The organism is Thermincola ferriacetica (assembly GCF_001263415.1).
Taxonomy (GTDB): Bacteria; Bacillota; Thermincolia; order Thermincolales; family Thermincolaceae; genus Thermincola; species Thermincola ferriacetica.
In genome coordinates this window covers 100,875-125,402 of sequence record NZ_LGTE01000003.1, presented here as the reverse complement: position 1 = coordinate 125,402, position 24,528 = coordinate 100,875, and the positions used below count along the sequence as shown (strand labels likewise).

Here is a 24,528-nt window from a genome sequence, read left to right as displayed (position 1 = left end):
TGCATGATTATGGAACGTTTATAGCCTTGGTATTAGAATTTACCGTAGAACGTAAAAATAACAAAAAGGAAAGGAGATCTATAGTGGAGGCGCTGAAAAAAGTTTTGACAGTAATGGTAGTAATCTTTGTTTTTATTATAGCGGCAGGAGGGATTTATCTTGTCCGAATGGGCAACATGGACCATGGTAAAGCGACGGCAGTTAATGTGGGCACGGGACAGCAAAAAACGAGCTCCGAACCTGCAAAAGAAAACCATGACAAAGATGCTGCCAATACGGAATCCGCGGACAGCAAAGACAAAAGTAGCTCAGCTATAGAAAAAAATAACCCTAATGAGGCTCAGGGCCCTGTTGTAATACAGGTCCCCGTTCAGGTGCCGAAAACAGACCCCCGGTTCTACGTAGACCTGTTGAAGGAGAGACTCAAGTCCATCGATAAAGCCAATGCGAAGATAGCTGCTAACAGCGGTGGGGAAACAGTGGTCCAGTCAAACGGGACGACTTCTTCAGGCGCCGGTAATATGAATGAATTACACGAGGAATTTTATAGTCTTGGACAGGATATAGCTGGCATGGAATATCTCATCGATAATATGTCCAAAGACCTGGACACCCAGACCCAGCAACTGCCGCCTGTAACGGGTATTCCCTATGGGTACGGGCAAAACTTACCGCCGACTTATAATCAGTATAATCCTTACCTTGCACAAAACCCTTATCAGAGCCCTTATAACCAGAATTATTACAGCTCAGGTAACGGCCAGCAGGGGATTGCCCAGGGACAGACGGCAGACAATCAATCTCAAAGCGGCGTGACAGGCCAGCCTGGTAGCAGTCAGGCGAATTTACATCAAAACCACAGTGTTCCGGGCAACGGCTTTTTGAATGCCAACACCATTAAATTGATTTTCAGCCTGGTACTGATTGTTTCAGTTATTATTGCCATTGTTTCTATGGTAGGGTTTATTGGGAGCTTATTTGCAGAGAATGTTCCGCGGCCAAACCTTTAATTTTACAATAATCAAACCAAGAAACAGTATTTGGTTCAGAATAGGATGAAATCGATGGACAGGTTTAGGTTAGAATTTATCCTACATTGGATATGGGCAGCGGTTTTTGGAATACTGCTTATTACCGGCCTGGCCCTTCTCGGGCCCAGATACGGCTGGGCACTCAATTACAACCTGGCAATGGCAGATTACCTGCACCGTACAGTGGCGATTTTATTTACGGGGCTGTTATTTATAGAAATATTATTGGAACTAAAGCGAATTCTTTTTAATGATTCGAAACGGGAACCCTGGTTGGTCATTGGGAAAAGTGGTTTTGCCCTGATTACCTTTATTTCTGCCTGGCTTCTGATCATTTCAGGCCTGCTGTTATGGCATTGTACCGAAGACGACCACGGGGTAACAGCCCTAGCGTCCGTTGTTCACCAGACAGTGACCTTTGCTATGATAATAGGTATGACTTGGCACTTGTACGACAAATCCCATGTGCTCATTTTCGGGGGTGGTCGGCGATAGCAATACAAGTTAACGGGAATAAAATCATGCGTTTCCTCTACTGGGCCCTAAGTTCGTTCTATGTTTTTGTTGCGGCAACGGTGGCAATAGCCCTTTTAAAGCCAGGTCCTACAGAATTGCAGGTTATGCGCTGGATGGAAGGCATGATGTCAGCAATGCATAATTCGCTTATGGGTGCGTCCATGGATAATTCTGAGGTTTTTAGCTATTTATTCCGACAATCGGGCCAGTTATCGTTATTAATGATATTTGTGGGTATTGAAGCAGGTTTGTTCTTGAAAATATGGAGGAAGAGAAAATGACTGTCAAGGGGAAAACGGGATTTTGGCTTCTTGTAATTGTGTTTTCTGTTGTTACCATGATGGCTGTTGTCAGTGGCGATAGTTATGGTTTGAAAACTGTCAAAGATATGAATGGGTCAATGGGATTTATGATGAAAAATGAGCATGTATGGGGGTTTAGCTTAAGCAATATATTAGACGGGTTATTTAATGCCAACCTGCCGCACCACGCTGAGACAGTCGCAGGTCATCACCCGTTACCCTTTTATATAAGTTCCCTGGATTTGGGAAGTTCAGCGGCCATATTGCTGATGCTACCGCTTATGGTGGGCGCTTCCGCATTGCTGGTCGTACTATGGATATAGGAAAGGTGAAAGAATGAGTGTACTGGGATCTGTGGGTAACTTTTACGTCTTGCTGCTAATTCTTGTTTTGGTTACCGGGACAGCGGTAGTAGCTGTAACCCTGGCCAGAAAATATTGGGATACTGTAGAAAATTACCTTGACAAAAAGGGAGGAAAATCAATGAATAAGTGGATCAAGCTTGCTATTACATCTTTTGTAGGTATCATTATCGCTTCTTTTGCCCTGGGATTTGTGAACAGCCTTTCCGGTGGCCAGGATATCCATTCTGCCCATGGAGGCAGCGCCGCCGTTAATGTGCCGGCATATCAGGCGCCCGGTTTTGTACCTGTAGCAACTCAGGTGCCCGGTTATAATAACGGTTTGGCAACAGGGAGCCTGGAGGCTCAAATCTATAATCTTCAGGTGAACATGATGCAGATGCGGCAGCAGCTTGCCCGAATAACTGAAATGTATATGAACCGGCAGATGAGCACCCAGGGTATGCCTGGCGGCACGGGCGTAGGAACAAATATGGGCGGTGCCGGTTCCATGAGCGGCACCGGCAATATGGGAGGCAATTTCGCAAGCATGGGCGGTATGAATATGATGTAAAAGAGGCCAACAGGCCTCTTTTAGTGTTCGTGAAAATATTCTGGATTTGGTTGATGCCCTTGAAATTTTAAATAAATATTGCTAATATTAACCTAGGAAAACCAATCAACTTCGAAAAACGACCGTTAACGGTTTGAAAACGACCATTCGCGGCGACAAGTAGATTTAAAGTAAGAAGGTGGTTTTATGGTAGCTCTCCAGATTGGTTTGGCTGTTACTTTTGCAGTTGTATTGGTAGTGGCCACGTGGGCCATGATTTATGACTGTTTTGCGGAACAAAATAATTAACAGCCTAAGGTACATTGCAGGTTTGCCGCGTCAGAGCGGTTTTTTTGTTTTTACCGAATATTGCCGAAATTTTGTAATAATTTTTTTATTGACCTTGCCTCCTACATCTGTTAGTATATATTCAAAGTTAATAATCAATTCTCCTTACCAGGGAGACTCTTATCCAGAGAGGTGGAGGGACTGGCCCAATGAAACCCGGCAACAGCCAAAGCTGTAAAAGCTTTGGAAATGTGCCAATTCCTGCAGGATCATTCCTGAGAGATGAGAGGAGGGATAGGTATAATGTTTGATTTTGACCTCTTCTTATCGGAAGAGGTTTTTTGTTTATTAAATATTTTGGCGAAACACAATAAAATAGGGGGTTAAAACTGAGATGCCGATCAAAATACCAAACGATTTACCAGCGAAAGAAATCCTGACCCAGGAAAACATTTTTGTCATGGATGAGGACAGGGCATTTCACCAGGACATCCGTCCATTGAAAATTTTACTGCTTAACCTCATGCCTACGAAAATTGTTACAGAGACCCAAATATTACGGTTATTGGGGAATTCCCCGTTACAGGTTGAAGTGGAGTTTCTGCATCCCCAATCATATACGTCGCAGAATACTCCCCAGGAGCATCTGATTGCTTTTTATAAAACTTTTCCCCAGGTAAAAGACGAGAAATTTGACGGTATGATCATTACCGGGGCTCCTGTGGAACAGATGCCTTTTGAAGAGGTGGCCTATTGGGAAGAGCTGAAAGAAATAATGGACTGGTCGGTACATCATGTTACTTCGACAATTCACTTGTGCTGGGCAGCCCAGGCGGGTCTTTACCACCATTACGGTATTCCCAAATACCCTCTGGAAGAAAAAATGTTTGGCGTTTTTTCGCACGTGGTTACCAAGAAGAACGTCAAGTTATTGCGGGGGTTTGACGATATCTTTTACGTGCCCCATTCGCGCCATACGGAAAACCGCCGGGAGGATGTGGAGAGAATCCCGGAGCTGGAAGTGCTGGCAGAGTCAGACATCGCGGGTATGTACATCATAGCAACCAGAGACGGGCGGCAGATTTTTATAACCGGCCATGCCGAGTATGATCCGCTGACCTTGAAAGCCGAATATGAGCGGGATATCAGCAAAGGGCTCAAAGTTAATATTCCCCGGAACTATTTCCCCAATGACGACCCTTCGCTAGAGCCTGTAGTCAATTGGCGGGGCCATGCCAACCTGCTCTTTTCCAACTGGTCAAATTATTACGTATATCAGGAGACACCATACGATTTAAGTGCTATCAAGTGACACCATCAGGTTAACAATGAACAAATTTGAAGGAGGAATGGAAAATGGAAAAAGCAAGAAAATACAAACCGGAAACCCTGGCCCTGCATGCTGGGCAACAGCCGGATCCCACTACAAATTCCAGGGCCGTTCCCATTTATCAGACCACTTCCTATGTTTTCAACAACAGCGACCATGCGGCCCGCCTTTTTGGCTTGCAGGAACCAGGCAATATTTATACCCGGATCATGAATCCTACTACTGATGTGTTTGAAAAGAGAGTTGCCGCCCTGGAAGGCGGAGTTGGTGCATTGGCGGTTGCTTCAGGACAATCGGCAATTTCCCTGGCCCTTTTAACTCTGGCGCATGCCGGCGATGAGATTGTTGCTTCAGCAAACCTTTACGGTGGGACATATACACTGCTGCATTATACCTTTGCCAACTTGGGAATAAAGGTTATTTTCGTTGATCCAACGGAACCAGAAAACTTTGCCAAGGCTATATCCCCGCGGACCAAGGCCCTTTACGCGGAAACCCTGGGTAATCCAAAGTTGGATACCCTCGATATTGAGGCGGTGGCTGAGATAGCTCATCAACACGGGATACCTCTTGTTATTGACAATACCATGCCTTCTCCTTACCTGGTTAACCCCATTGCCCATGGGGCCGATATCGTGGTTCATTCTGCCACCAAGTTTATCGGGGGTCACGGAACTTCCATTGGCGGGGTTATTGTAGATGGCGGTAAATTCAACTGGGGCAATGGAAAGTTTCCCCAGTTGAGCGAACCAGACCCCAGTTACCATGGCGTGAATTTCTGGGAGGCACTGGGCAATTTAGCGTATATTACGAAGGTTCGGGTGCAGTTGCTCAGAGATATGGGACCCGCCTTGAGTCCATTTAATGCCTTTCTCCTTCTTCAGGGGCTGGAAACTTTACATTTGAGAATGGAGCGCCACAGCCAGAATGCCATGGAGATAGCCACATTCCTTGCAGGTCACCCCAAAGTATCCTGGGTGAATTACCCGGGACTACCTGAACACCCGTCCTACGAAGTGGCGCGGAAGTACCATACGAAAGGATTATACGGCGGCATCGTCGGATTTGGCGTCAAAGGCGGCCTGGAGGCAGGCAAAACTTTTATTGATAATTTGCAGTTACATTCGTTGCTGGCCAATATTGGTGATGCTAAGTCGCTGGTAATACACCCGGCTTCCACGACCCATCAGCAGCTTACGCCGGAAGAACAGATGGCAGCCGGGGTAACGCCGGATTTCATCAGGCTTTCCGTCGGGTTGGAAAATGTTGATGACCTGATTGAGGATTTGGACCAGGCCTTAGCAAAGCTGTAAAGAAGGGTTCTTGAGAAATTGTGCCTGCCTGGAATAGCCCATTATTAACAAAAATAATGGGCTATTTTTCATATTTAGGGAATTATGCTTTGAGGTAGAATTGTTGAATATTCTCAAAGCATGATTTCCGGATATCAACGGGTTTCCATGCGGTTTCGATAGAAACTTTTGTCCTAGCTTTTGCAGGAAATAAGCTTAGGATATAGAATAAATGGAATAAGTTGATAAATCCGATAAAAGTAAGGGAATATTTGTGAAAAGCAAACTTGTCGAAAGGCAAGGACGCAAAGCTACGGGTCTGAAGAATAGCGGGCAGTAATCTGTGTCCAATGCTCTATGACCGCCGGGCTGCCAAATATTTGTAGGTTAAGCATTCTTTGTTGGCAGTTCCGACAAAGATTTTTTTAATATTTTAGAGAGTTATGCTTTGAGGTAAAATTATGGATAACTTCAAAGCATGATTTCCGGATATCAACAAAAGTTTCCATGAGGTTTCGATAAAAACTTTTGTTTCTATTATAAAATATTTGGATTATTGTTTGTGGATGCATGCAAAACATTCAGTTACAAAGGGTTGTTTCCTTCATGGGCTTCTTCCGGGAAGGTGAGAGTATGCTAAAAGTTGTCATTGCCGATGATGGTCCGGATATAAGGAATGTTTTGAAAAAGATTTTAAACAGTATTTCCGGGGTCACGGTAATAGGAGAAGCAGAAAATGGGCGCCAACTGGTGGAAATGGTCAAGGACATGCAACCTGATATTGTATTTGTTGATGTGGATATGCCGGAAATGAACGGGGCGCAGGCGGCCAGGGAAATTTTCAGTGTAAACCCCAACATCTTTATAGTTTTTGCCACGGGTTACGACAGTTATACTCTTGAAGCATTTGAGGTTTATGCCTGTGATTACATAATGAAACCCTTCGAGGTGGAACGTATTCACCAGACAATAGCCCGGGTCAAGGCCTGGAAAGATGAAATAGAACGCCTTAAAATAATCGAACGCATGGCATCCCAGATGGGTAACAAAAACATGAAGTTAAAAATACAGACCCAGGATAGTTGCAATATAATTGACATCCAGGATATTATTTTTATTACCAGGGAAGACCGGAAGACAGCAATCCATACTTCTACAGGAGTTTTTAAGACTAATGAATCTTTGGAAAAACTCCACCGCCGCCTAAAGACGGAAAATTTTTTCCGGTGTCATAAGGGGTACATTATAAATGCCGATAAGGTTACGGAGCTATCGCCCTGGGGACATAAGACTTATCTGGTCAGGTTGAAGGGCACAAAGGAAACGGTTTTGATGACCCTTGATAAGGCGAAAGAGTTTCAAGAAAAATATCTTATTGATTGACGTCCCTCTGTTTTGAGGGACGTTTTTTTTAAACATATTTTTACCTTTTCAAACAATTGGAAGGAACTTTAAATCAAGGTTTGTACAAATTGCCATTTAGATAAATTAAAATTGTGCAATAAGAAAGAGGTTAGATTGTGCAGAACATGTGGTTAAATTCATAAAGAAAAATAACTGCTATTCAGGTTATGTCTTTTTGGACAAAGATAGGGAATTTTAAATCAAAGTTTGTACAAAAGGGACATCTTCAGCAATAAAATATGAATAGCATTACGTTAATTGTAATGTGCCGATACAAAATCTACGAAAAGTTGAGGGGCTATCATGGGCTTTAACATAAAAACCTTTCATAAGCTTATTAAGGTCTTGCTAGTCCTTCTTTTTTTACTTGGTACGGCAGCAGCCATAGCGTCTCGGGCCTGGACGGCCAACATACCTTCGAAAATGTGCGGCGCCTGCCACATGATGAAACCGGAGTATTATACCTGGCTGGCGTCGTCGCATGCGAAAGTAAACTGCATATCCTGTCATATTCCCCCTGGCCCCGGGCCATTTATTAAAGCTAACATTACTGGGGTCAAGCATTTCTTCAAAATGGCAACCAAATCTTATGTGGCGCCGATTATCAAACTCGGCCCAATGTCTGATGCGGCCTGTGAACGCTGTCACAATATGGAAAACCGGATAGTTACAACTTCAGAAGACTTGATCATCCCACATGGAAAACACAAAAAGCAAAAGGTCAATTGCTCTAAATGCCACCAGGGCATAACCCATGGCAACATTGCTAAGCGAAAAATTACCTATGAAGGAGATTACCAGAGGTGGAATGCCACACTGGGCCAATCATTGATGAAAAATAATGCCGAATATGTCCGGCCTGATATGGATTTATGCATGCGCTGCCATCAGTTGCGGAAGGTTACCGTAGCATGTGACGCCTGCCACAAAAACGGTATGAAACCGGCAGACCACTTAAAGGGGAATTTCAGAAATGGCGGTCATGGCAAGATAGCAGCAGGGGACCTGGGGTACTGTGATTCCTGCCATAGTTATATGAGTGAGAAAAAAATCGAAACATTAAAAGAGCCTGAAAAATATCTTCAGTATTTAGGTGGTGATAAAAACCAAAACAACAGCCTAAGCGTGATTACTTATTCCAGGGAAAATACCTGGTGCAAGGCCTGTCACCAGAAAAGGCCACCCAGCCACAATGAAGCTATGTTTATTGAAAAACACGGGCAGATGGCCCAAAAAGACAAACAGAGGTGCTACACATGCCATGACAACCAGGGGCCCCAGGGGCCCAAAGGTCAGGGCGGTCCCAATACGGTAGCTAATATTTCCTGCAATGAATGTCATCCCAGCATACACCGGTCCAAGAAATTTTACCATCCCTTTGAACTACCGCCCAATGGGAAGGTTGATGAATCATGCTACACCTGCCACAGCCAGGAAAGCTGTGGCAGGTGTCACGGGAAGATACAAAAGAGAGCCAATTAATTATATTTTTGATTAGGGAGGGGAAAAAATGTCAGTTACCAACTCAGAACTCAGCTTGCATAAAATCGAGAGGAAGGAAAAACAAGATGGTTTCACCCTACTACAGGCCGTCACCCTGGTTTTACTCACCTTTGTCGTTAGTGTTGTTGGCTGGTATGCGGCCGGCAAGTACTTTTTCTGGTCGGACCTGGATATGCAAAGGGTACAACAGCAGTTGGAATACTTACAGAAGAAGGTGCAGGCCGAGCCTAAAAACCTGGAAAACCGGGTAGCCTTGGGTTATACCTATTATCTAAAGGGTGAAAATGAAAAGGCTGTTAAGGAACTTAACCAGGTTTTGGAGATTGATAAAAATTACTATAACGCTCATTACAATCTTGGGCTGGTTTACCTTGACGAGGGCAAATTGGACGATGCCTTAGATGAGTTTCAAAAGTGTGTGGAAATATCACCCAGGGACCATAAAGGTTACTTGAATAAAGGGATTACGTACAGAAAAATGGGTATGTACAAGGAGGCCCTCGAGTCTTTGGAAAAAGCCAACAAGCTTGCGCCGGGGAGCGCCAATATTATTTATGAAATTGGTATGGTCGCGGAAGCAAAAGGAGATAAAAAGACTGCGGCCGGTATATATAAAGAGGCTCTGAGTTACGACCCCCTGTATAAAGAGGCCGCCGAAGCTTTGAAGCGGGTACAAAAATAGACAGGAATGGAGTTGAATCAGATGGGAAACGCGGCAAATGTAAAACGGACTATTAAAAAGTCTAAGGTGTATAGCCTTATGCTGCTTACTTTTCTGGCGGTGTCTGCCATATACGGCTACCTATTTTACAATCAGGTAGAGGTGGAAGCAATTCCCGCTTTAGTAGATCCTAACGGGCCGCCTAAATTCAGCCGGATGATATACGGGGGGTTTGGCGAAGAAGCCCTGAAGAAGCCCATGGATGTTGCTGTAATCGGCCAGTTTATATATGTGACCGACACCAACAACCACCGGGTTCAGGTTTTTGATACCGGTGGTACGCCCATCTTTAAATTTGGCAAACAGGGGGACGGCCCCGGCGAGTTTCAGTTTCCTTATGGAATAGCCGGGGATAATAAAGGCAACGTCTATGTAGCGGATTTATATAATGGTGGAATTTCGGTGCATGACAGTAAAGGGAAGTTTATAAAGTATTTCGCGGAAAAAAAACCTGCGGAGAAAACTATTGAAACCCCGGGCGGCTTAAGAATAATTGATAATAAAGTTTACGTTACCGATATTACTAAGTCGAAGGTTTATGTTTTTGACATGGAGGGGAAAAAACTGCTGGAAATCGGAAAAATGGGCATCAAAGAAGGGGAATTACGGGCCCCTAATGCCGTAACCGCTGATAAAGAAGGCAACATTTACGTGGTCGATACCGGTAACCAGCGGGTACAGGTATTTGATAAAAAAGGAAAGTTTTTAAGAATTATCAATGGTTCCCCGGACGGTAAGGGGCCCTCACAATTCGTTAATCCCCGCGGCATAGGAATTGATTCCCGTGGCATCGTCTATGTAGTCAGCAACTTGACCCATTTTGTCCATGGCTTTGACAGAGAGGGCAACCAGGTATTCACTTTCGGCGGCAATGGTTCAGCTAATGATCAGTTTAGCTTGCCTAATGGACTGTTCATCACCGAAAATGATGAGGTATTGATAACGGATACTGTCAACCAGCGGATAGCTGTTTACGAATAAGAGGGGGTAACCCTCCCAACCCCAGAATAAAAGAGAAAGGGGGGAAGCAGGCTGCTCATATCTGATTGATGGTTGGGGGTGTTATATAAAAAATCAATCAGGAGGGAAAAAAATGAAGAAAAAGCTGTTTACTGTTTTGCTCACCGGGATGTTTGTTTTCGGTGCAGCAACCAGCGCCTTCGCTGCTTATTCGGGACTTAACGGTACCCCGGATACCATGGGGGCGCCCAGTTACACGGCACCGCTGACAGACGGTGACGAAATTGATCTGGGGCCTGGTAACGCCAACGCTACCGGTAATGGCGTGGAGTTAGAAAATCCCACTAATGCCCAGGACCCTTACAACGTTATTAAGTCCAAAAATATGTTGATGAATGATTTCACCGGTCCGCGTACCCAGAGGACGCACGGTGAGTACCAAAACAACACCAACTCCTGTGCAAGCTGCCACCAGACCCATACTGGCGCATCCAAAGACCTGTTGTTCAAGATGGGTGTATACAATACATGTACAGCTTGCCATGACGGTACTTTAGGTTTCTACAACGTATTTGCCACCAAGAATATCGATGGCAGTCTGCCGACAGCAGGTACTTTCGGCGGAACTATGGATGGCAACGCCTCCGTACACCTGGCTGAAGGATACATTGAGCATGCTCTTGCTCCCGGCGGTAACTTAATGAAGACCGGAACCAATAACGGCGCATGGGGCGACAAGTTCGATTGCGCTTCCTGCCACAGCCCGCACGGTTCCTACAGTGATCGTCTATTACATTACAACCCCAACGGCATGGCCACAGTTTCTATAGCTAACGGTGGACAGAAGGTTTCTGATTCTGTATATGATGCGCTTCCTCAAGCTTCTGCAACTTCACCTGATTTTGTTGTCTACAGGACAACTGCTGATGCAGTTGGTGTCACCCAGGAAACTACAGGCACTCCTATAATCGTTCTGATGAAGAAGGTTCAAAATGCTGATAAGACCTATTCTTATGTAATGGATAAAACTCCATGGTTATACGGCTATCCCTATTATAGCGCTCCTCACTATACTGCATTCTGGGATGCCAATAACAAAGAACTGAATGAGAAGGGTATTGAGGTTGAATACGGCCTGTCCTATGCCAAAGGTGATGTTAACCTGGCTGTCAGGGCTGATATCTCCCGCGTTTACGTTGTTAAACTCGGTGGTCCTGCCAAGCAAAAAGACGGCACCATTATTGATATGCCTATGCAGAAAATTGCGGATTTTGGCGGCGTAGCCATCACCAAGGTCAACCCCGATATTTACGATGAAGCCGGATACGGTGTCGCTATCGGTAAGTACTGCGGCGCCTGCCACGTTGACTACCTGGCTGCATCTGCCGGTAACAGAAAAGACTATGTAAACGGTACCGGTATGTACACTACAGCCTTCCGGCACACCACCAACAACGACCGTTACACCTGTCTGAAGTGCCACTTCGCTCACGGTACTGACGTAACTGTTATGAAGGATGCCAATGACTGGACAGTAGACCGCCTTGTTGCTGCCGGTAAGACTGACCAAGCAACTGCCAAAGCTTACCTCCTCGATAAGAACCCGTCTTCTGCTTTGAAGCGGTACACCAATATGGCAGTTTGCTGGAAGTGCCATACTGACTCCAAGGCTGAACAGCTCAAGAACAATGACTTCTTCTGGAATACTGCAGGCGTGCCCCACGGTGGTTCAACCGGTATTGACACCAGCCTGGAGCACAACTGGTAAAAAAATAGCTAACAAAATAACTTTGTTAGCTCTACAGGGAAATAACCGGATTTGGCTAAGGTATTATGCCCCCCATAATACCTTAGCCCTTACTTATATAATTTCTTTATCTTTTAATTATAATTTCTTTTCCGGTATTTTGTCAACAACACTGCCAAAAGGGGGATGCTTATGAAATACCACCTGCATCTTAAGCCGATCGTGCTTTTGACCATAACAGCCCTTGCCTTTGTTACAATAGCAGTACCGCTTCCCATTCACCAACTTGCTGTTGCGGCAATACCCCCTATGATTAATATTACCAGTCCTGTTGAAGGACAGGCTTTAAATACTACTTCCGTGAGTATTTTAGGTTCGACAGAAACAACCGTTACGGTTGATGTATATATAGATGATGTATGGCAAGGGTCCACTGTTCCGGACAGTAGTGGCAACTGGACTTTCAATGCGGTCAGTGTTGGGGAAGGTACCCACAGCCTTTATGCCACGGCGACGGATTCGGGTGGCAATGTGGGTATCTCCAATAGGGTTAATTTTCAAGTGGATGTGACGGCGCCAGAGTTAACTATTACCAAACCGGTCAACGGTTCCTACGTTAATTTGCCTTTAATCGAAGGCAGGACGGAACCGGAAACTGATGTTACGGTTTTTGTTTACGGTAAACAGGCCACGGTGCGTTCGGATCTGCTTGGTAATTGGTTTTATTTCGACCAGACCCTTCCCGAGGGCCAACATACGGTATATGCCACGGCGGTAGATAAGGCAGGCAACGTGACAACTGCACCAAACTGTTCTTTTATTCTGGATACGACCCGCCCGGTAATTCTGCCCGATTTCAGTCCTCCCGAAGATATGACCCAGGTGCCCTTGGATGTTTTGGCAAGAGTATATTTGGTTGAGAAATACCCAATGGACGCCGAAACCATGCGGACAGCCATAAGCCTTGCTGAGGTGGGAGGAACGACAGGGGAGACAGTGTACGGTACGGTTTACAGCGCTGTTTATACTACGGTATACGGCGATCCCTATTATGAAATTATCTTTCAACCTAATGCACTTCTCAGGCCGTATACAAAGTACCGGGTGTCGGTGAACCCCCTGTTAAAGGATGCTGCCGGAAACCCCGTGTATCCCAGGGTATGGGAATTCCAGACTACCGGCGCTACGGTATATGAGAACCCACATGGCAATTATACTTTAAATGTGAATACATGTGTGAACTGCCACCGACCGCATCGCGCTCAGGATCCTAAGCTAAGCCGGCCTATAGATGCTCAGGCCCCAATAATAGATGACTATTGCAACGCCTGCCATGATGGTACCGCCGCACCGCTTCCCCAAAATTGGCCTGCGGCGAACAACCATAATTTTCGGATGAGCATAGAGGGGACAGCCGGCCCAAGTGCCTGTGCAGGCTGTCATAACCCCCATCTGACCCTGACTGAAGAAAACCCCGATTTATTAATGGATTATTACTATTACGAACATAATGACCCCACTAATCCGTATCTTCCGAACAGTACCGAGGAAGCATTGTGTGAAAACTGTCATCTTTCTACTATCAAAGATGACCCCAGAGTAACGTACGTTATGTACAATTACCGAAAATGGCATACAAGCAAAGGAACTCCCGAGGATTACAGCCTGTGCCTGCGATGTCATGACGGTTCTAACGCTTCTGATATAGCAACCTATTATAAACAACCTTCCCGGCATACCATCAAGGCCGAGGACGGCAGTTACCTGAACGGCCATTTGGCCTGCTCCGACTGCCACAATACGCACGGTTCCTCTAACTTAAAAATGCTGCGGGAAAAACTTGGCCATAACAAGGGTAGACAGTTTTTATCACAAGGGGATACCTGGGATCCTGCCAATGAACGGCGATTCTGTACAAGTTGTCATAACAATGAAACTGAATTATACGGTATTGTTGCCGGTTTTGTATACGATATTCCCGGGCATGCTGCGACCGATACGCAGTATTGCAGTTCCTGCCACGGCGGTTCCCCTGTGGCGGCTGCCCACGGGCCGCAGTAAACTCAATAATTGGCCTTTGACAGGAGAGGAATAGCTTATGCCAGTAAATTACAAATTAGTATCTGCAATTCTGGTCATATTTCTGTTCCTGCCTTTTACCGGTATTTTAAATTTTGATGTTGTTATGACCGGCTTGGGGACGGTCCAAAGAACCAGGGACGATGCACTTCGATCTAGGGAAGGGTACCTTACGACTGCAATGGAGCAACTACCACACGGATTGCAGCAGGGGTTAATTAGTTCTCGTATCAAAAAATTTACGAATCGTCATAAGCCCAAGATTGAAAGCCAAATAACAGAACTTATCTCAAACCAGCGACTATCTGAACAGACTTTTAGCAAAAAACGTTCTGTGTTTTTATGGCCGGTGGCTGGAATAGACCCCGTGATCACTTCTACTTTTTATGAAGACCGGGAAGGTAAAAAGCATCGGGCATTAGACATTGCTGTTCCGATAGGGACGCCGATTATAGCCTCATATAACGGTGTAGTTTTTAAGGGAGATCAGGGAGATGGAGGTTTGGGCAAATATGTATACATCGTTCACAATAACGGGTTAACTACATATTACGGCCACCTAAGTGATTGGGCACCTATTAAAGATGGAACCGCGGTAAACACCGGGACTCTGATAGGGTGGTCAGGAAATACAGGCCGGAGCACCGGTCCCCACCTTCATTTTGCTATTAAAAGTGCTCAATCATTTGTTGACCCCGCCCTCCTTTTGGTTGACTTGCAATCTAATTCAACTATGAAAGGTAAAAGTTGGTAGTAAGTTGCACCTTTGGGCAACTGCTATAGAACGAAATGAAAGGAGGTATTATGCAGTGCAAAATTTGAGGAAAGGGGGAGGAGGTTAAAGTTATGATTCAATTAATTGGCAAAGTAGGAAACAATGGTTCAAAAAAAGTAGTAATATTGGTTCTTGCTGTACTTGTGGCCATAGCCGGCATTTCCATTGCTACGGCTGTGGGGGAGATTTCGCTGTCTATCAGTCCTGACCCGATTAAACTAGGGTCTAATGCCAATATCGTATATACCTTGGGTGAAAATTCTTATGTGACTATCGACGTGTTTAAAGAATCGGGGGAGAAGGTACGGACGGTTTTAAACAATGTGTATAAGTATGCCGGAACCAACTACCAGACCTGGGATGGAAAGGATGCCAACAATGTCCTGGTTCCCGACGGTAATTATAAAATCGTGGTTACAGCAAAGGACGCCGGCGGCGCGACCATTGGCTCGGCAGAAAAGACTGTACTGGCTGCCCGTAGCCCTGGTATTACCGGGGTAACTGACGACCCGGATCCTTTTAATCCAAGCGCTGGTCAACAGTGGGCCCTAAATTATACGTTAACCAGTAATGCCAAAGTTACTATATCTATTCTCAAGAATTATGTGCCGGTCAGGACTATCGCCAGTAACGTGACGCAAGACGCCGGGACTTACAGCGTAACCTGGGACGGTAAACTGGGCGATGGCAGTTTCGCTGCCGATGGGACTTATATGTACCAGATTTATGCTGAAAGTCCTTTGGTCAGCAGTTTCAACAGCGCCTATAGGGCTTATGTGACTGTAGAGAAAGATCCGCCCAAGGTGACTGATTTTTCTCTTAGTTCTGACCTGTTTAAAATTGCGGGTTCCACCATGAGCATAAGGTATACGTTGAGCGAAGATGCTGCCGTTACCATGAAGGTTTACGATAGCGGCGGAAATGTTGTCAAGACTATTTTGGAAAATGCCCCCAAAAAGGCTGGCTACAACAGCAGTTCCTGGGATGGAAAATTTGATAATACTAATTATATACCTGAAGGCTCTTACTCGGTTGTTATTAATGCAGTAGATAATTCCGGCAAATCTTCCGGGGACCGGACAGTAAACTTTAAGGCAGGTTTTCAACCGACTATCAGCAACCTTTCCGTTGCCCCGGTTGTTTTTGACCCCACTGGCCCGACAAATAATCAGGCTACTGTTTCCTATACTTTGTCTAACGATGCATTGGTAACTGCGCAAATACTGAACGGCAGTGTGCCGGTGAGGACAATCGTTGATAAGCAGCAAAGGGGCTCCGGTGTCAATTCCGTTATATGGGATGGTAAAGACGATAACGGAAACGTTGTGGCTGACGGTTCTTACATTTACCAGATAAAGGCGCAGAGCGCAGTGGTGGATACCTTCTGCAGCACGGCCAAAGGAACGGTTACAGTGGAGAAAGGCGCACCCAAAATAACTGACCTTACATTGAGTCCCGAGCCATACAAATTGGGCGCTGCCGGTGTTCTTTCCATAAGGTACAACTTAAGTGAAAATGCTATGGTATCCGTAAATGTCTATCAAGGAGACTTACTGGTCAGGAAAATTATCACCGCTAAATCCCAGAATGCCGGTAGTAACGGAGTTTCCTGGGACGGTAAAAATGAGGCCAACAACTTTGTTGACGAAGGAATTTATACCGTAACTGTCAGCGCTGTTGACAGTACCGGTCTTACCGGTCAAGTCAGTGGTACTGTAACGGCCGGATATTTGCCGGTTATCAGCAATGCAACCCATACGCCGGAGCCATATGACCCGGCGCAGGGCAGTGCCACTTTTAAGTTTGATTTGTCCAGTGACGCTAACATAACTGTTACTATTATGAATGGTTCCCTTCCGGTAAGGACTATTTCCGAAAAAAATGTACCATTTGGCTCCCGGACTATTACCTGGGACGGAAAAGACAATAGCGGTCAACCTGTTAAGGATGGGTTCTATACATACCAGATAGAAGCAGTAAGCCCTATGGTTGAGACATTCAGGAGCATTTATAAGGGAACTGTCACGGTAGAATCCGGGGCGCCGGCCATCAATGACATAATAGTAGCCCCCACTGTGGCCAAGGTAGGTTATCAGGCTACTTTCAGGTATACCCTGAGTGAACCGGCCACCGTTAGTGCCCAAATATTAAAATCGGAAACCCTGCAAGTAGTCCGTGACTTCCCGTCAGAGACAAAAACTGCAGGAGGCTACTACTCCTTAACCTGGGATACCAGGGACAATGGGGGTAATTTAGTTTTAACCGGGGACTATATCATTAAAATAAGCGCTACTGACAGTTTCGGTAAAGCAGGCTCCTCGGAACTGGCTTTCCAGGCAGCAGTGCCACCCCAAATCACCAATGTTAAGGCAACCCCACAAACAATTGATTTGTCTACAGGCCAAACCACGACAACCATTTCTTATAATGTATCTGAGGATTCCTATGTGACATTAAAGGTTTTCGATGCCAATAACCAGGTTTGGAAGACCCTGCGTTCTTATGAAAAGATATCGGCAGGTGCAGATTCCGTTGTTTTGAATGTCTACGAAAACGGTCGGCTGGTAACAGGTACTCTTAAATATACAATAGATGCATCTTCTGTCATAGGGTACTATAAGGCTGCTCAGGCCTCCGGCGCTGTTGAGGTGACCGGAGAACTTATCGGGCCTCCATTGCCGCCGTCTGAGCCTAACAATTGTAAGCAATGCCATGCGGGGTATCCGGTTGTTCATCCCATGAACAACTGTTTTGGCTGCCACGGTGACAATGAACCCCTTCAGGATTGCGCTTTCTGCCACCCGACATGGCAGACTCATAGTGACGGTTCTGTTCTGGAAAAATATGAATGTGAATTCTGCCACAATCCTACCTACAGTTATAAGATTCCTGCACACGGGGATATTAATGTGATTCATACGGCCGATGTGAGCGCCGACTGTGAAAAATGCCATGACCGGAATTTGACTGTTGAACACCCCAAATATGCGGACCCCGTGACGCTGGTACCCTATGATTGTAACACCTGTCACCAGAGTACCAAGGAGACTGTACAACAAGCCATTTACAATCGGCAAACCAATTGTTCCGCCTGCCATGGCCCGACATCAGGCCATGAAGAAATGCACGTTACGACAGCGCTAGATGCCAATTGTACCACCTGCCATATTAACAGCCTGACCCAAGAACACTTAAATAACCCGAAAACACAAACCGATCCTGTAACAGGGCAGGCAAAATCCTGGACCTGTGATACCTGCCACGCCAGTACTCAGCCTGCTGTAGTAGGAGCTCTCAGTACCGGTAATAGACAGTGCGCAGCCTGTCACCGTGAGGCTCATAACATAATGTTTGCAGAGACGGTTCCGGCAGACATCCCCCTTTACCGCAAAACCGTTGGCGACGTTGTCTATACCCAGTGGACCCAACCGCAGGATGCTTCGCTGTGGGCGGGGGAGTCCTGGATGCCCGATGAATTCCTGGTTGGTGGCAAAGTGGTTATTTCCAACCGTCGTCCAGACCATATAGGGGATACCGTTTGGAACTTCTATAAAACTGAACTGGCGGCCCAAGGTTGGACCCTGGCCTCCGAAGCGCCGATGCCGGGAGCAAACTTCTTTAATGTAACCTTTAGAAAGGATAAACATAAGGTAATGATCTGGTTTTATGGCGGAGCCACTCATAATGCTTCTGATCAGGCGCTGCCTGCCGGCTACAGGATAGAGGTAATCTATAAATAGTGGCGGAAAAGGGGAGTGGCTTTGTTGCTGCTCCCCTTTTTACACTATAATCCTTGTCAGGTTTTTATATTGTCATGAGTTTAAGGAAGGGGTAAGAAGATATGTTACAACAACTGCGTTCATATTGGTTTTGCATCTGTTTAGCCATTATTTTCTTGTCCGTATTTTCGGTATGCAATCTCCGGTTGGCAGAAGCAGGTACAGGCAAAATTATTGCAAGGATTGTAGATATCTCTTCTTCCCAAATTAGTGGACAAACTGTTAACTTAGTGAAAATTGACGAAAAAAATTTGCTGGACCGGCTAAACCAGGACCAAGTTGCTTCCAATGTGCTCATTCCCATAAATAATACTTCTTCTACAATTACGGTACAGTTGGCAAGTGAGACTTTAAGGGCTTTAGCCGGTAGAAATATCAAGATAGAAGTGGCGGCATTACACAGCACCTATTTACTTCCAGCTTCGGAAATTCCGGTTGCTGCCCTTGCCAAAGAGTTGGCTGTACCTGAAAATCTGTTTTGTATAAACATTATTATTGGTAAAGTCGATGCCGAGCAGGAAGGTTATATCAGAACATTTACCGAGGAAAACATGCTGCGCCAAGTGGTTAAACCTGTTGAGTTTAAGGTCGAAGCGGTTGCTGGCGAAAGGTCTGTTGAAATTAAAAAGTTCAAGAGTTTTATTACCCGTACCATGACTGTTGAAACGCCAATAGATATTAACAGGACAACGGGCGCAGCGTTAACCGGTCAGGGCAGGCTCATACCGGTCCCGACCCAATTTACAGAAGATTCCAATGGCCGGGTAACAGCAATTATCAAACACCAGGCGAACGGGGTTTACACAGTTATTGACAATGAAAAGAATTTCGAGGATACACTGCTTCATTGGGGGCAGGATGAAATTAGCCTACTGGCGTCAAAAATGGTCATCGCAGGTGTTAATAACAACAGCTTTGCCCCTGACAGCAAAATTACACGGGCCCAATTTACGGCCATGTTAACCAGGGCCTTGGGTTTAGAACCTAAGCTGGCGGCAAAAACATTTCGCGATATCAGGGCGAGCGACTGGTATGCCGGTACAGTTGGAGCTGCGGCAGAAGCAGGCATAATCAAAGGTTATAAAGACGGAACCTTTAAACCGAACGTCTTTGTAACAAGGGAACAGGCAGTTATAATGCTGTCCTCAACCCTGGATATGCTGAATAAAAAAAATACTGTCACTCTGACAGAGACGGCTGGGCTGCTGGCCCCGTTTAAAGACAAAAGTACCGTCAGACCGTGGGTTAAGCAGTTGACAGCCATAGCAATAAAAAGCCACATCATTACCGGTAACAGTGAGGGACTGCTAAGCCTAGAAAAACCCTGTACGAGGGCAGAAGCCGTTGTTATGATCACCAGAATGTTAAGAAAAGCAGAGTTGATCACCTCTGCTTTTCAGGTTGATTCCCCTATTGATAATTTTAAAACGAACAAAAATTATGTCTTTGTTTTCGGAAAGGCTCAGGCCGGAAGTTCTGTCACTGTCAATAATAAACCGGTGTACCTCAAGCCTACAGGCAGTTTCGTCTCTGATGCTGTTTATTTGTCCCCCGGTAACAATACGATTACGGTCACAGCTACTGATCAAAAGGGCAACAGAGCCAGTTTGCAACGTACTGTCATTTATGACAAGTATGCACCTGATTTTGATGTGATAGCGCCCGTTGACAATTTACTCACAAACAAAAGTCCCCTGGCTGTAGCCGGTTATGCTGAACCAGGCTGTATAGTGAAGGTTAATGGAAGAGTTGCCAAAACGGACAACCAGGGCAATTTTAGAAGTCTCATTAACCTGAACCCCGGTAAAAATTTACTGGCGGTTTCAGTTATTGATAATGCCGGCAACGCCCAGACCTGTTCCCGGACCGTAGTTTATGATCATACACCTCCCGAACTGTTTGTAACCAGTCCAACAGAAGAAACGGAGACAGGTAATGATATGGTGATAGTTACCGGGTACGCTGAGCCGGAAAGTACCGTAAATGTTAACTGGTCTGAGGTTCCGCTTGACAGTGAGAGGAACTTTAGTAAAGTTGTGGACCTTGCTGTGTACAGTAATAGGTTGTTTATTACTGCCCGGGACAAGGCGGGAAATATGGCGACGATAATCCGCCGGGTAATTTATAACGACAACCGGGTCACCGGGTTAACACTGCCTGATCGGATTAGAATCGGAGCGGGGATTAGTATATCTTATAAACTGACTGTGGATGGTTGCGTGACCGTGAAGATATATAACGCTAACGGTTACTGTATACGCACCCTTGCCAGGGATGTTTTTAAAACGGCCGGTCTCCAGTTCCTGGTATGGGATGGCAAGGATGAAGACGGCAATCTGGTTGCCGACGGTAAGTATAAGCTTGTGGTGGAAGCCAGAGACAAAGAGGGAAAGCTTATCGGGAAGGCAGAAAAGGTGCAGGTTGCTGCCCGAGTGCCTATCATCACCGAGGTAAGTGATGGGCAGGAATTGTTTAACCCCCTGAACGGGGGTAGGACTAGCCAATTTGAGCTGTCCTGTGATGCCCTTATTACGGTGACCATCCTAAAAAATTATGCTCCGGTAGTCACCCTGATCGCTGATTCCCTTAAGTCTGCCGGTAAAAATACTGTTTACTGGGACGGAAAAGACAGCAGCGGCAATTTGGTGGAAGATGGTACATACGTTTATCAGATTGAGGCCGTCAACCCCATTGAACCTTCTTTTAAAACAACGGTCAGGAGAAACATTGTTGTTGAAAAAGGTCCCCCCGTTATAAAAGACTTTACTGTTGGGCCTGATCCACTGCCTATCGGTGTATGGTTAAACATAATCTATACCCTCAGTGAAGATGCTGATGTAACCTTAAAAATACTTGACAATAAGAACAATGTGATAAAAGTTTTTGACAATGATGCTGCCAGAAGGGCGGGTCCGAACAGCGCCTGGTGGGACGGAAAAGGAAGTAACGGCAAGTATGTCAGCGCAGGAAATTATACTGTTGAAATTACCGCAGTGGATAAATACGGAAAAGTATCGGAAAGTAAAAAGACATTTTCCGTACAAAACGGGGGTGTTAAGAGATGAAGTCGGGCAGGCTGCCTTCCGGATTAGCCACCTTCCTAGTTGCTGTGGCTCTTACGGCAGCATTGGTTAGTATGCTTTATGCCAAAGCGGCTGAGGCCGAGGGTTCAATGGTAATTGGCCCTTTAGACATAGGGCCTGACCCTATAAGACTTGGTTCCGGCGCGTATCTTCAGTATACTTTGTCGCAAGGAGCCTATATCACTATTGATGTCTACGAATCCAGCAACCTGGGTGAAACAGGGCATAAGGTGCAAACTATTCTGGACAATGTCTATCGTTATGCCGGAGCCAACTTCCAGGCCTGGAACGGAAAAAATGTCAATAACGAGTTAGTTGGTGACGGCTATTATAAATTTGTTATTACAGCGAAAGGTAAAGACGGTATAACTCTGGGGTCGCGGGAAAAAATTGTGTTAGCTGCCCGACCTCCCAAAATCGCTGAGGTAACCGGCGTGACGGGCCCCTTCAACCCCCTGGACGGAGAGAGAATGATGATTAATTATACGCTGACAGACAAAGCCAAAATTACAATAAGTATCCTCAAAAACTACCTTCCGGTCAAGACATTAATTTCTGAAGAGGAGAAAGATGCAGGCACATACAGTACCACATGGGATGGTAGGCTGGATGACGGTACTGTTGCCGCCGACGGTACTTATACTTGCCGGATTTATGCTGAGAACCCGACAGTACCGGCCTTTAACACCACATTTAAAATAAATGTCAATGTGGAAAAAGAAATTCCTTTTATAAAGGATTTCACTATCTATCCCAATCCCTTTCACTTAAATAAAAGTAGGCAGTTAACTGCAAGATATATATTAAGTGAAGATGCGCAGGTTTCAGTTGCGGTATATCAAGGAGGTACCCTTGTCCGGACAATAATTAATAAACAACAAAAGAGGGCAGGGTATAATTCGGTGTCGTGGGATGGAAAAGATACTGCCGGAAATTACGTAGCCGAAGGTACTTACATTATGGTGATTAAGGCCACCGACAGTTACGGAAAGACCCGTGAAGGAAGAGGGATATTTGATTTTTACCCGTGCCTAGCGGTGTCTGCGAGCATTCCGGAGCCGGAGGCCGAACAGGTACCCGTGGATACAAAGATTTCTGTTGTTTTTAATGATTTGGTACGTAAAGGCAGTTCTTTTGATAATATTATTTTCACGGTGGAGGATAGAAAGCTGCAGTTTACAACTCAATTGACAGGTGATACTCTGACCATTATTCCTTCGGTGAAATTGGCTTACGGTACCAAATATACTGTTACCGTTCCTGAGGGTGCGGTAGTCGATACGGCGGGGAAACCATTGTTGCAGTCATATTCGTTGAGCTTTGTTACTGAAGGGGTTCCCCGGGAGGGGGCTGTCACAGAGAAAGTAGATTTATCCGACGCGGTAACCAGCAGTTTCTCCATAATTAATGACCGGTTCACCGTCAATGCGCAGGTTGATGAAAAGGTTGCCCTGAAAATAATTGAAGGTTATTCCAATGTGCGGGTTGCATTGATTCCGGTAGTAGTGGAAGCGGACTCCGTAAATGTGTATTTTAAAGGTGGGTTGTTAAATAAACTCTCCGGAAAAGGCGCGCTGGTCGAAGTACGTACGACTAGAGGGGCCATTGTATTGTCTGCCCCAGATATCGAACAAAGTATAGGGAGATATCTTGACGGCCAAAACGGTGAGCTAGAGGTAAAAATTACCGTCGAAAATGCCGAGGCGGGAGATGTCAACTTAATAGGCAGATTAACCAATAAAGATAAGCTGAAAATGTTATCATATCCGATTGAATTTAAGATAGAGGCATCGGCCGGTGATAAGCGAATTACAGTAGGGAATTTAAACAGGTATGCCAGTCTTATCATCTATTTATCTCAAACCGTCAATAACAGATACGTTGGTGGAGTATCGATTTACAACAATGCTTTATTGCCCGTACCTTCCCGGTTCAGGGTAGACGGAGGCCGTTCCGCCGCTGTAATCAAAAGCAGGTACACAGGCATTTACACCGCTGTAGAAAACATTCCCAGGTTTAAGGATTTGCAAAACCACTGGGCCGAAAATGATATCAATGATTTAGCGGCCAAATTGATCGTCAAGGGAATAAAACCAAATACATATGCTCCGAATAATAAAGTTACCAGGGCCCAATTTACAACGATGCTGGTAAAGGCATTGGGATTAAAACCAGAAGATACCTGGAGTTATTTTAAGGATATTAAGGGCGCTGCGTGGTACTCCGGTCCAGTTAACGCTGCTGTTAATGCCGGTTTGATTAACGGGTATGCGGACGGAACTTTCCGGCCTGACAGATATATCAGAAGAGAGGAAGCAGCGGCTATCATGGTGAGGGCCTTGAAATTCGCCGGTGTTTCCACTGCCGATATAGACAGCGAAAAAATTTTGGCCCGATTTAAAGATAAGTCGGAGATTAGCCCATGGGCTAAGGTTTTTGTGGCGCTGGCCGCCCGAAACGGGATAATAGCCGGTTATATAAACGGTTACTTTGCTCCCGGTAATTATATCACCAGAGCAGAGTCGGCCATAATGATAAACAAATTGTTGGGCACAGGTTTCATATAAGGGCAAAACCTCAGGTGGGAAAATGGGACGTGATTAAATCATTGAAAGTAACATGGTTAGATCAACAAGAACGGCCGCACTTGTATTATTTCGTTCCACAGTAAAGAAGACCATACTGATAATAATCCGTTAACCGGTTCGTGACTAGAAATTATTTACAACTAAGGTTAGCTTTAAACATGTACAGGTAAGACCTCTGGGAGTTCCTTAACTGGGAAGTATTCCTATACCGTGTTTCATTTTGGGACACGGTTTTC

General features: G+C 45.4%; 17 protein-coding genes and 2 riboswitches. All 17 genes read left to right on the top strand.

Features of this window, described 5'->3' with window-relative positions; translation table 11 throughout:
- Nucleotides 1-83: 83 nt before the first annotated feature.
- The 17 genes from Tfer_RS03565 to Tfer_RS03485 all read left to right on the top strand — a co-directional run bounded on the left by Tfer_RS03565 (nt 84) and on the right by Tfer_RS03485 (nt 24,271).
- Nucleotides 84-1,010 carry a hypothetical protein gene (locus tag Tfer_RS03565; protein ID WP_052216917.1) on the top strand — a complete coding sequence of 309 codons (927 nt, stop codon included), beginning with the start codon at nt 84-86 and terminating at the stop codon, nt 1,008-1,010.
- Between the two features lie 54 nt (nt 1,011-1,064).
- Nucleotides 1,065-1,526, top strand: a complete 462-nt coding sequence (locus tag Tfer_RS03560) for a cytochrome b/b6 domain-containing protein (RefSeq protein ID WP_052216916.1) — start codon at nt 1,065-1,067, stop codon at nt 1,524-1,526.
- A 26-nt stretch (nt 1,527-1,552) separates the two neighbouring features.
- Nucleotides 1,553-1,828: a hypothetical protein gene (locus Tfer_RS16470; protein WP_052216915.1), complete on the top strand. Its 276-nt coding sequence runs from the start codon at nt 1,553-1,555 to the stop codon at nt 1,826-1,828.
- Nucleotides 1,825-2,172 carry a hypothetical protein gene (locus tag Tfer_RS03550; RefSeq protein ID WP_052216914.1) on the top strand — a complete coding sequence of 116 codons (348 nt, stop codon included), beginning with the start codon at nt 1,825-1,827 and terminating at the stop codon, nt 2,170-2,172. The genes Tfer_RS16470 and Tfer_RS03550 overlap by 4 nt, the downstream gene beginning before the upstream one ends.
- Before the next feature lie 13 nt (nt 2,173-2,185).
- Nucleotides 2,186-2,764, top strand: coding sequence for a hypothetical protein (locus Tfer_RS03545; protein WP_052216913.1), 579 nt, complete (start codon nt 2,186-2,188; stop codon nt 2,762-2,764).
- Between the two features lie 444 nt (nt 2,765-3,208).
- Nucleotides 3,209-3,320: riboswitch (SAM riboswitch) on the top strand.
- A gap of 105 nt (nt 3,321-3,425) precedes the next feature.
- Complete coding sequence (metA, locus tag Tfer_RS03540) at nt 3,426-4,343, top strand: homoserine O-acetyltransferase MetA (RefSeq protein ID WP_052216912.1); 918 nt, start codon at nt 3,426-3,428, stop codon at nt 4,341-4,343.
- 44 nt (nt 4,344-4,387) lie between these two features.
- A complete protein-coding gene (locus tag Tfer_RS03535) occupies nt 4,388-5,674 on the top strand; it encodes a homocysteine synthase (protein ID WP_052216911.1) in 1,287 nt (428 codons plus the stop codon).
- A 249-nt stretch (nt 5,675-5,923) separates the two neighbouring features.
- Nucleotides 5,924-6,030: riboswitch (cyclic di-GMP riboswitch) on the top strand.
- 256 nt (nt 6,031-6,286) lie between these two features.
- Nucleotides 6,287-7,036 carry a LytR/AlgR family response regulator transcription factor gene (locus tag Tfer_RS03530; protein WP_052216910.1) on the top strand — a complete coding sequence of 250 codons (750 nt, stop codon included), beginning with the start codon at nt 6,287-6,289 and terminating at the stop codon, nt 7,034-7,036.
- A 324-nt stretch (nt 7,037-7,360) separates the two neighbouring features.
- The gene (locus Tfer_RS03525) at nt 7,361-8,539 is read left to right on the top strand and encodes a NapC/NirT family cytochrome c (protein ID WP_052216909.1); all 1,179 of its coding nucleotides are present in this window, start codon (nt 7,361-7,363) and stop codon (nt 8,537-8,539) included.
- Between the two features lie 28 nt (nt 8,540-8,567).
- Nucleotides 8,568-9,242 carry a tetratricopeptide repeat protein gene (locus Tfer_RS03520; protein WP_052216908.1) on the top strand — a complete coding sequence of 225 codons (675 nt, stop codon included), beginning with the start codon at nt 8,568-8,570 and terminating at the stop codon, nt 9,240-9,242.
- Nucleotides 9,243-9,320: 78 nt separating this feature from the next.
- Nucleotides 9,321-10,262 carry a 6-bladed beta-propeller gene (locus tag Tfer_RS03515; protein WP_083436771.1) on the top strand — a complete coding sequence of 314 codons (942 nt, stop codon included), beginning with the start codon at nt 9,321-9,323 and terminating at the stop codon, nt 10,260-10,262.
- Nucleotides 10,263-10,374: 112 nt separating this feature from the next.
- The gene (locus Tfer_RS03510) at nt 10,375-12,009 is read left to right on the top strand and encodes a cytochrome c3 family protein (RefSeq protein ID WP_052216906.1); all 1,635 of its coding nucleotides are present in this window, start codon (nt 10,375-10,377) and stop codon (nt 12,007-12,009) included.
- A gap of 171 nt (nt 12,010-12,180) precedes the next feature.
- Complete coding sequence (locus Tfer_RS03505) at nt 12,181-14,049, top strand: Ig-like domain-containing protein (protein ID WP_052216905.1); 1,869 nt, start codon at nt 12,181-12,183, stop codon at nt 14,047-14,049.
- 37 nt (nt 14,050-14,086) lie between these two features.
- Nucleotides 14,087-14,821 (top strand): M23 family metallopeptidase, encoded by a 735-nt coding sequence (locus Tfer_RS03500; protein WP_052216904.1) that lies wholly within the window; start codon nt 14,087-14,089, stop codon nt 14,819-14,821.
- Between the two features lie 92 nt (nt 14,822-14,913).
- Nucleotides 14,914-18,582, top strand: a complete 3,669-nt coding sequence (locus Tfer_RS03495) for a FlgD immunoglobulin-like domain containing protein (RefSeq protein ID WP_052216903.1) — start codon at nt 14,914-14,916, stop codon at nt 18,580-18,582.
- A gap of 101 nt (nt 18,583-18,683) precedes the next feature.
- Nucleotides 18,684-21,686 carry a FlgD immunoglobulin-like domain containing protein gene (locus tag Tfer_RS03490; RefSeq protein WP_052216902.1) on the top strand — a complete coding sequence of 1,001 codons (3,003 nt, stop codon included), beginning with the start codon at nt 18,684-18,686 and terminating at the stop codon, nt 21,684-21,686.
- A complete protein-coding gene (locus tag Tfer_RS03485; RefSeq protein ID WP_052216901.1) occupies nt 21,683-24,271 on the top strand; it encodes an S-layer homology domain-containing protein in 2,589 nt (862 codons plus the stop codon). The genes Tfer_RS03490 and Tfer_RS03485 overlap by 4 nt, the downstream gene beginning before the upstream one ends.
- Nucleotides 24,272-24,528: the final 257 nt, after the last annotated feature.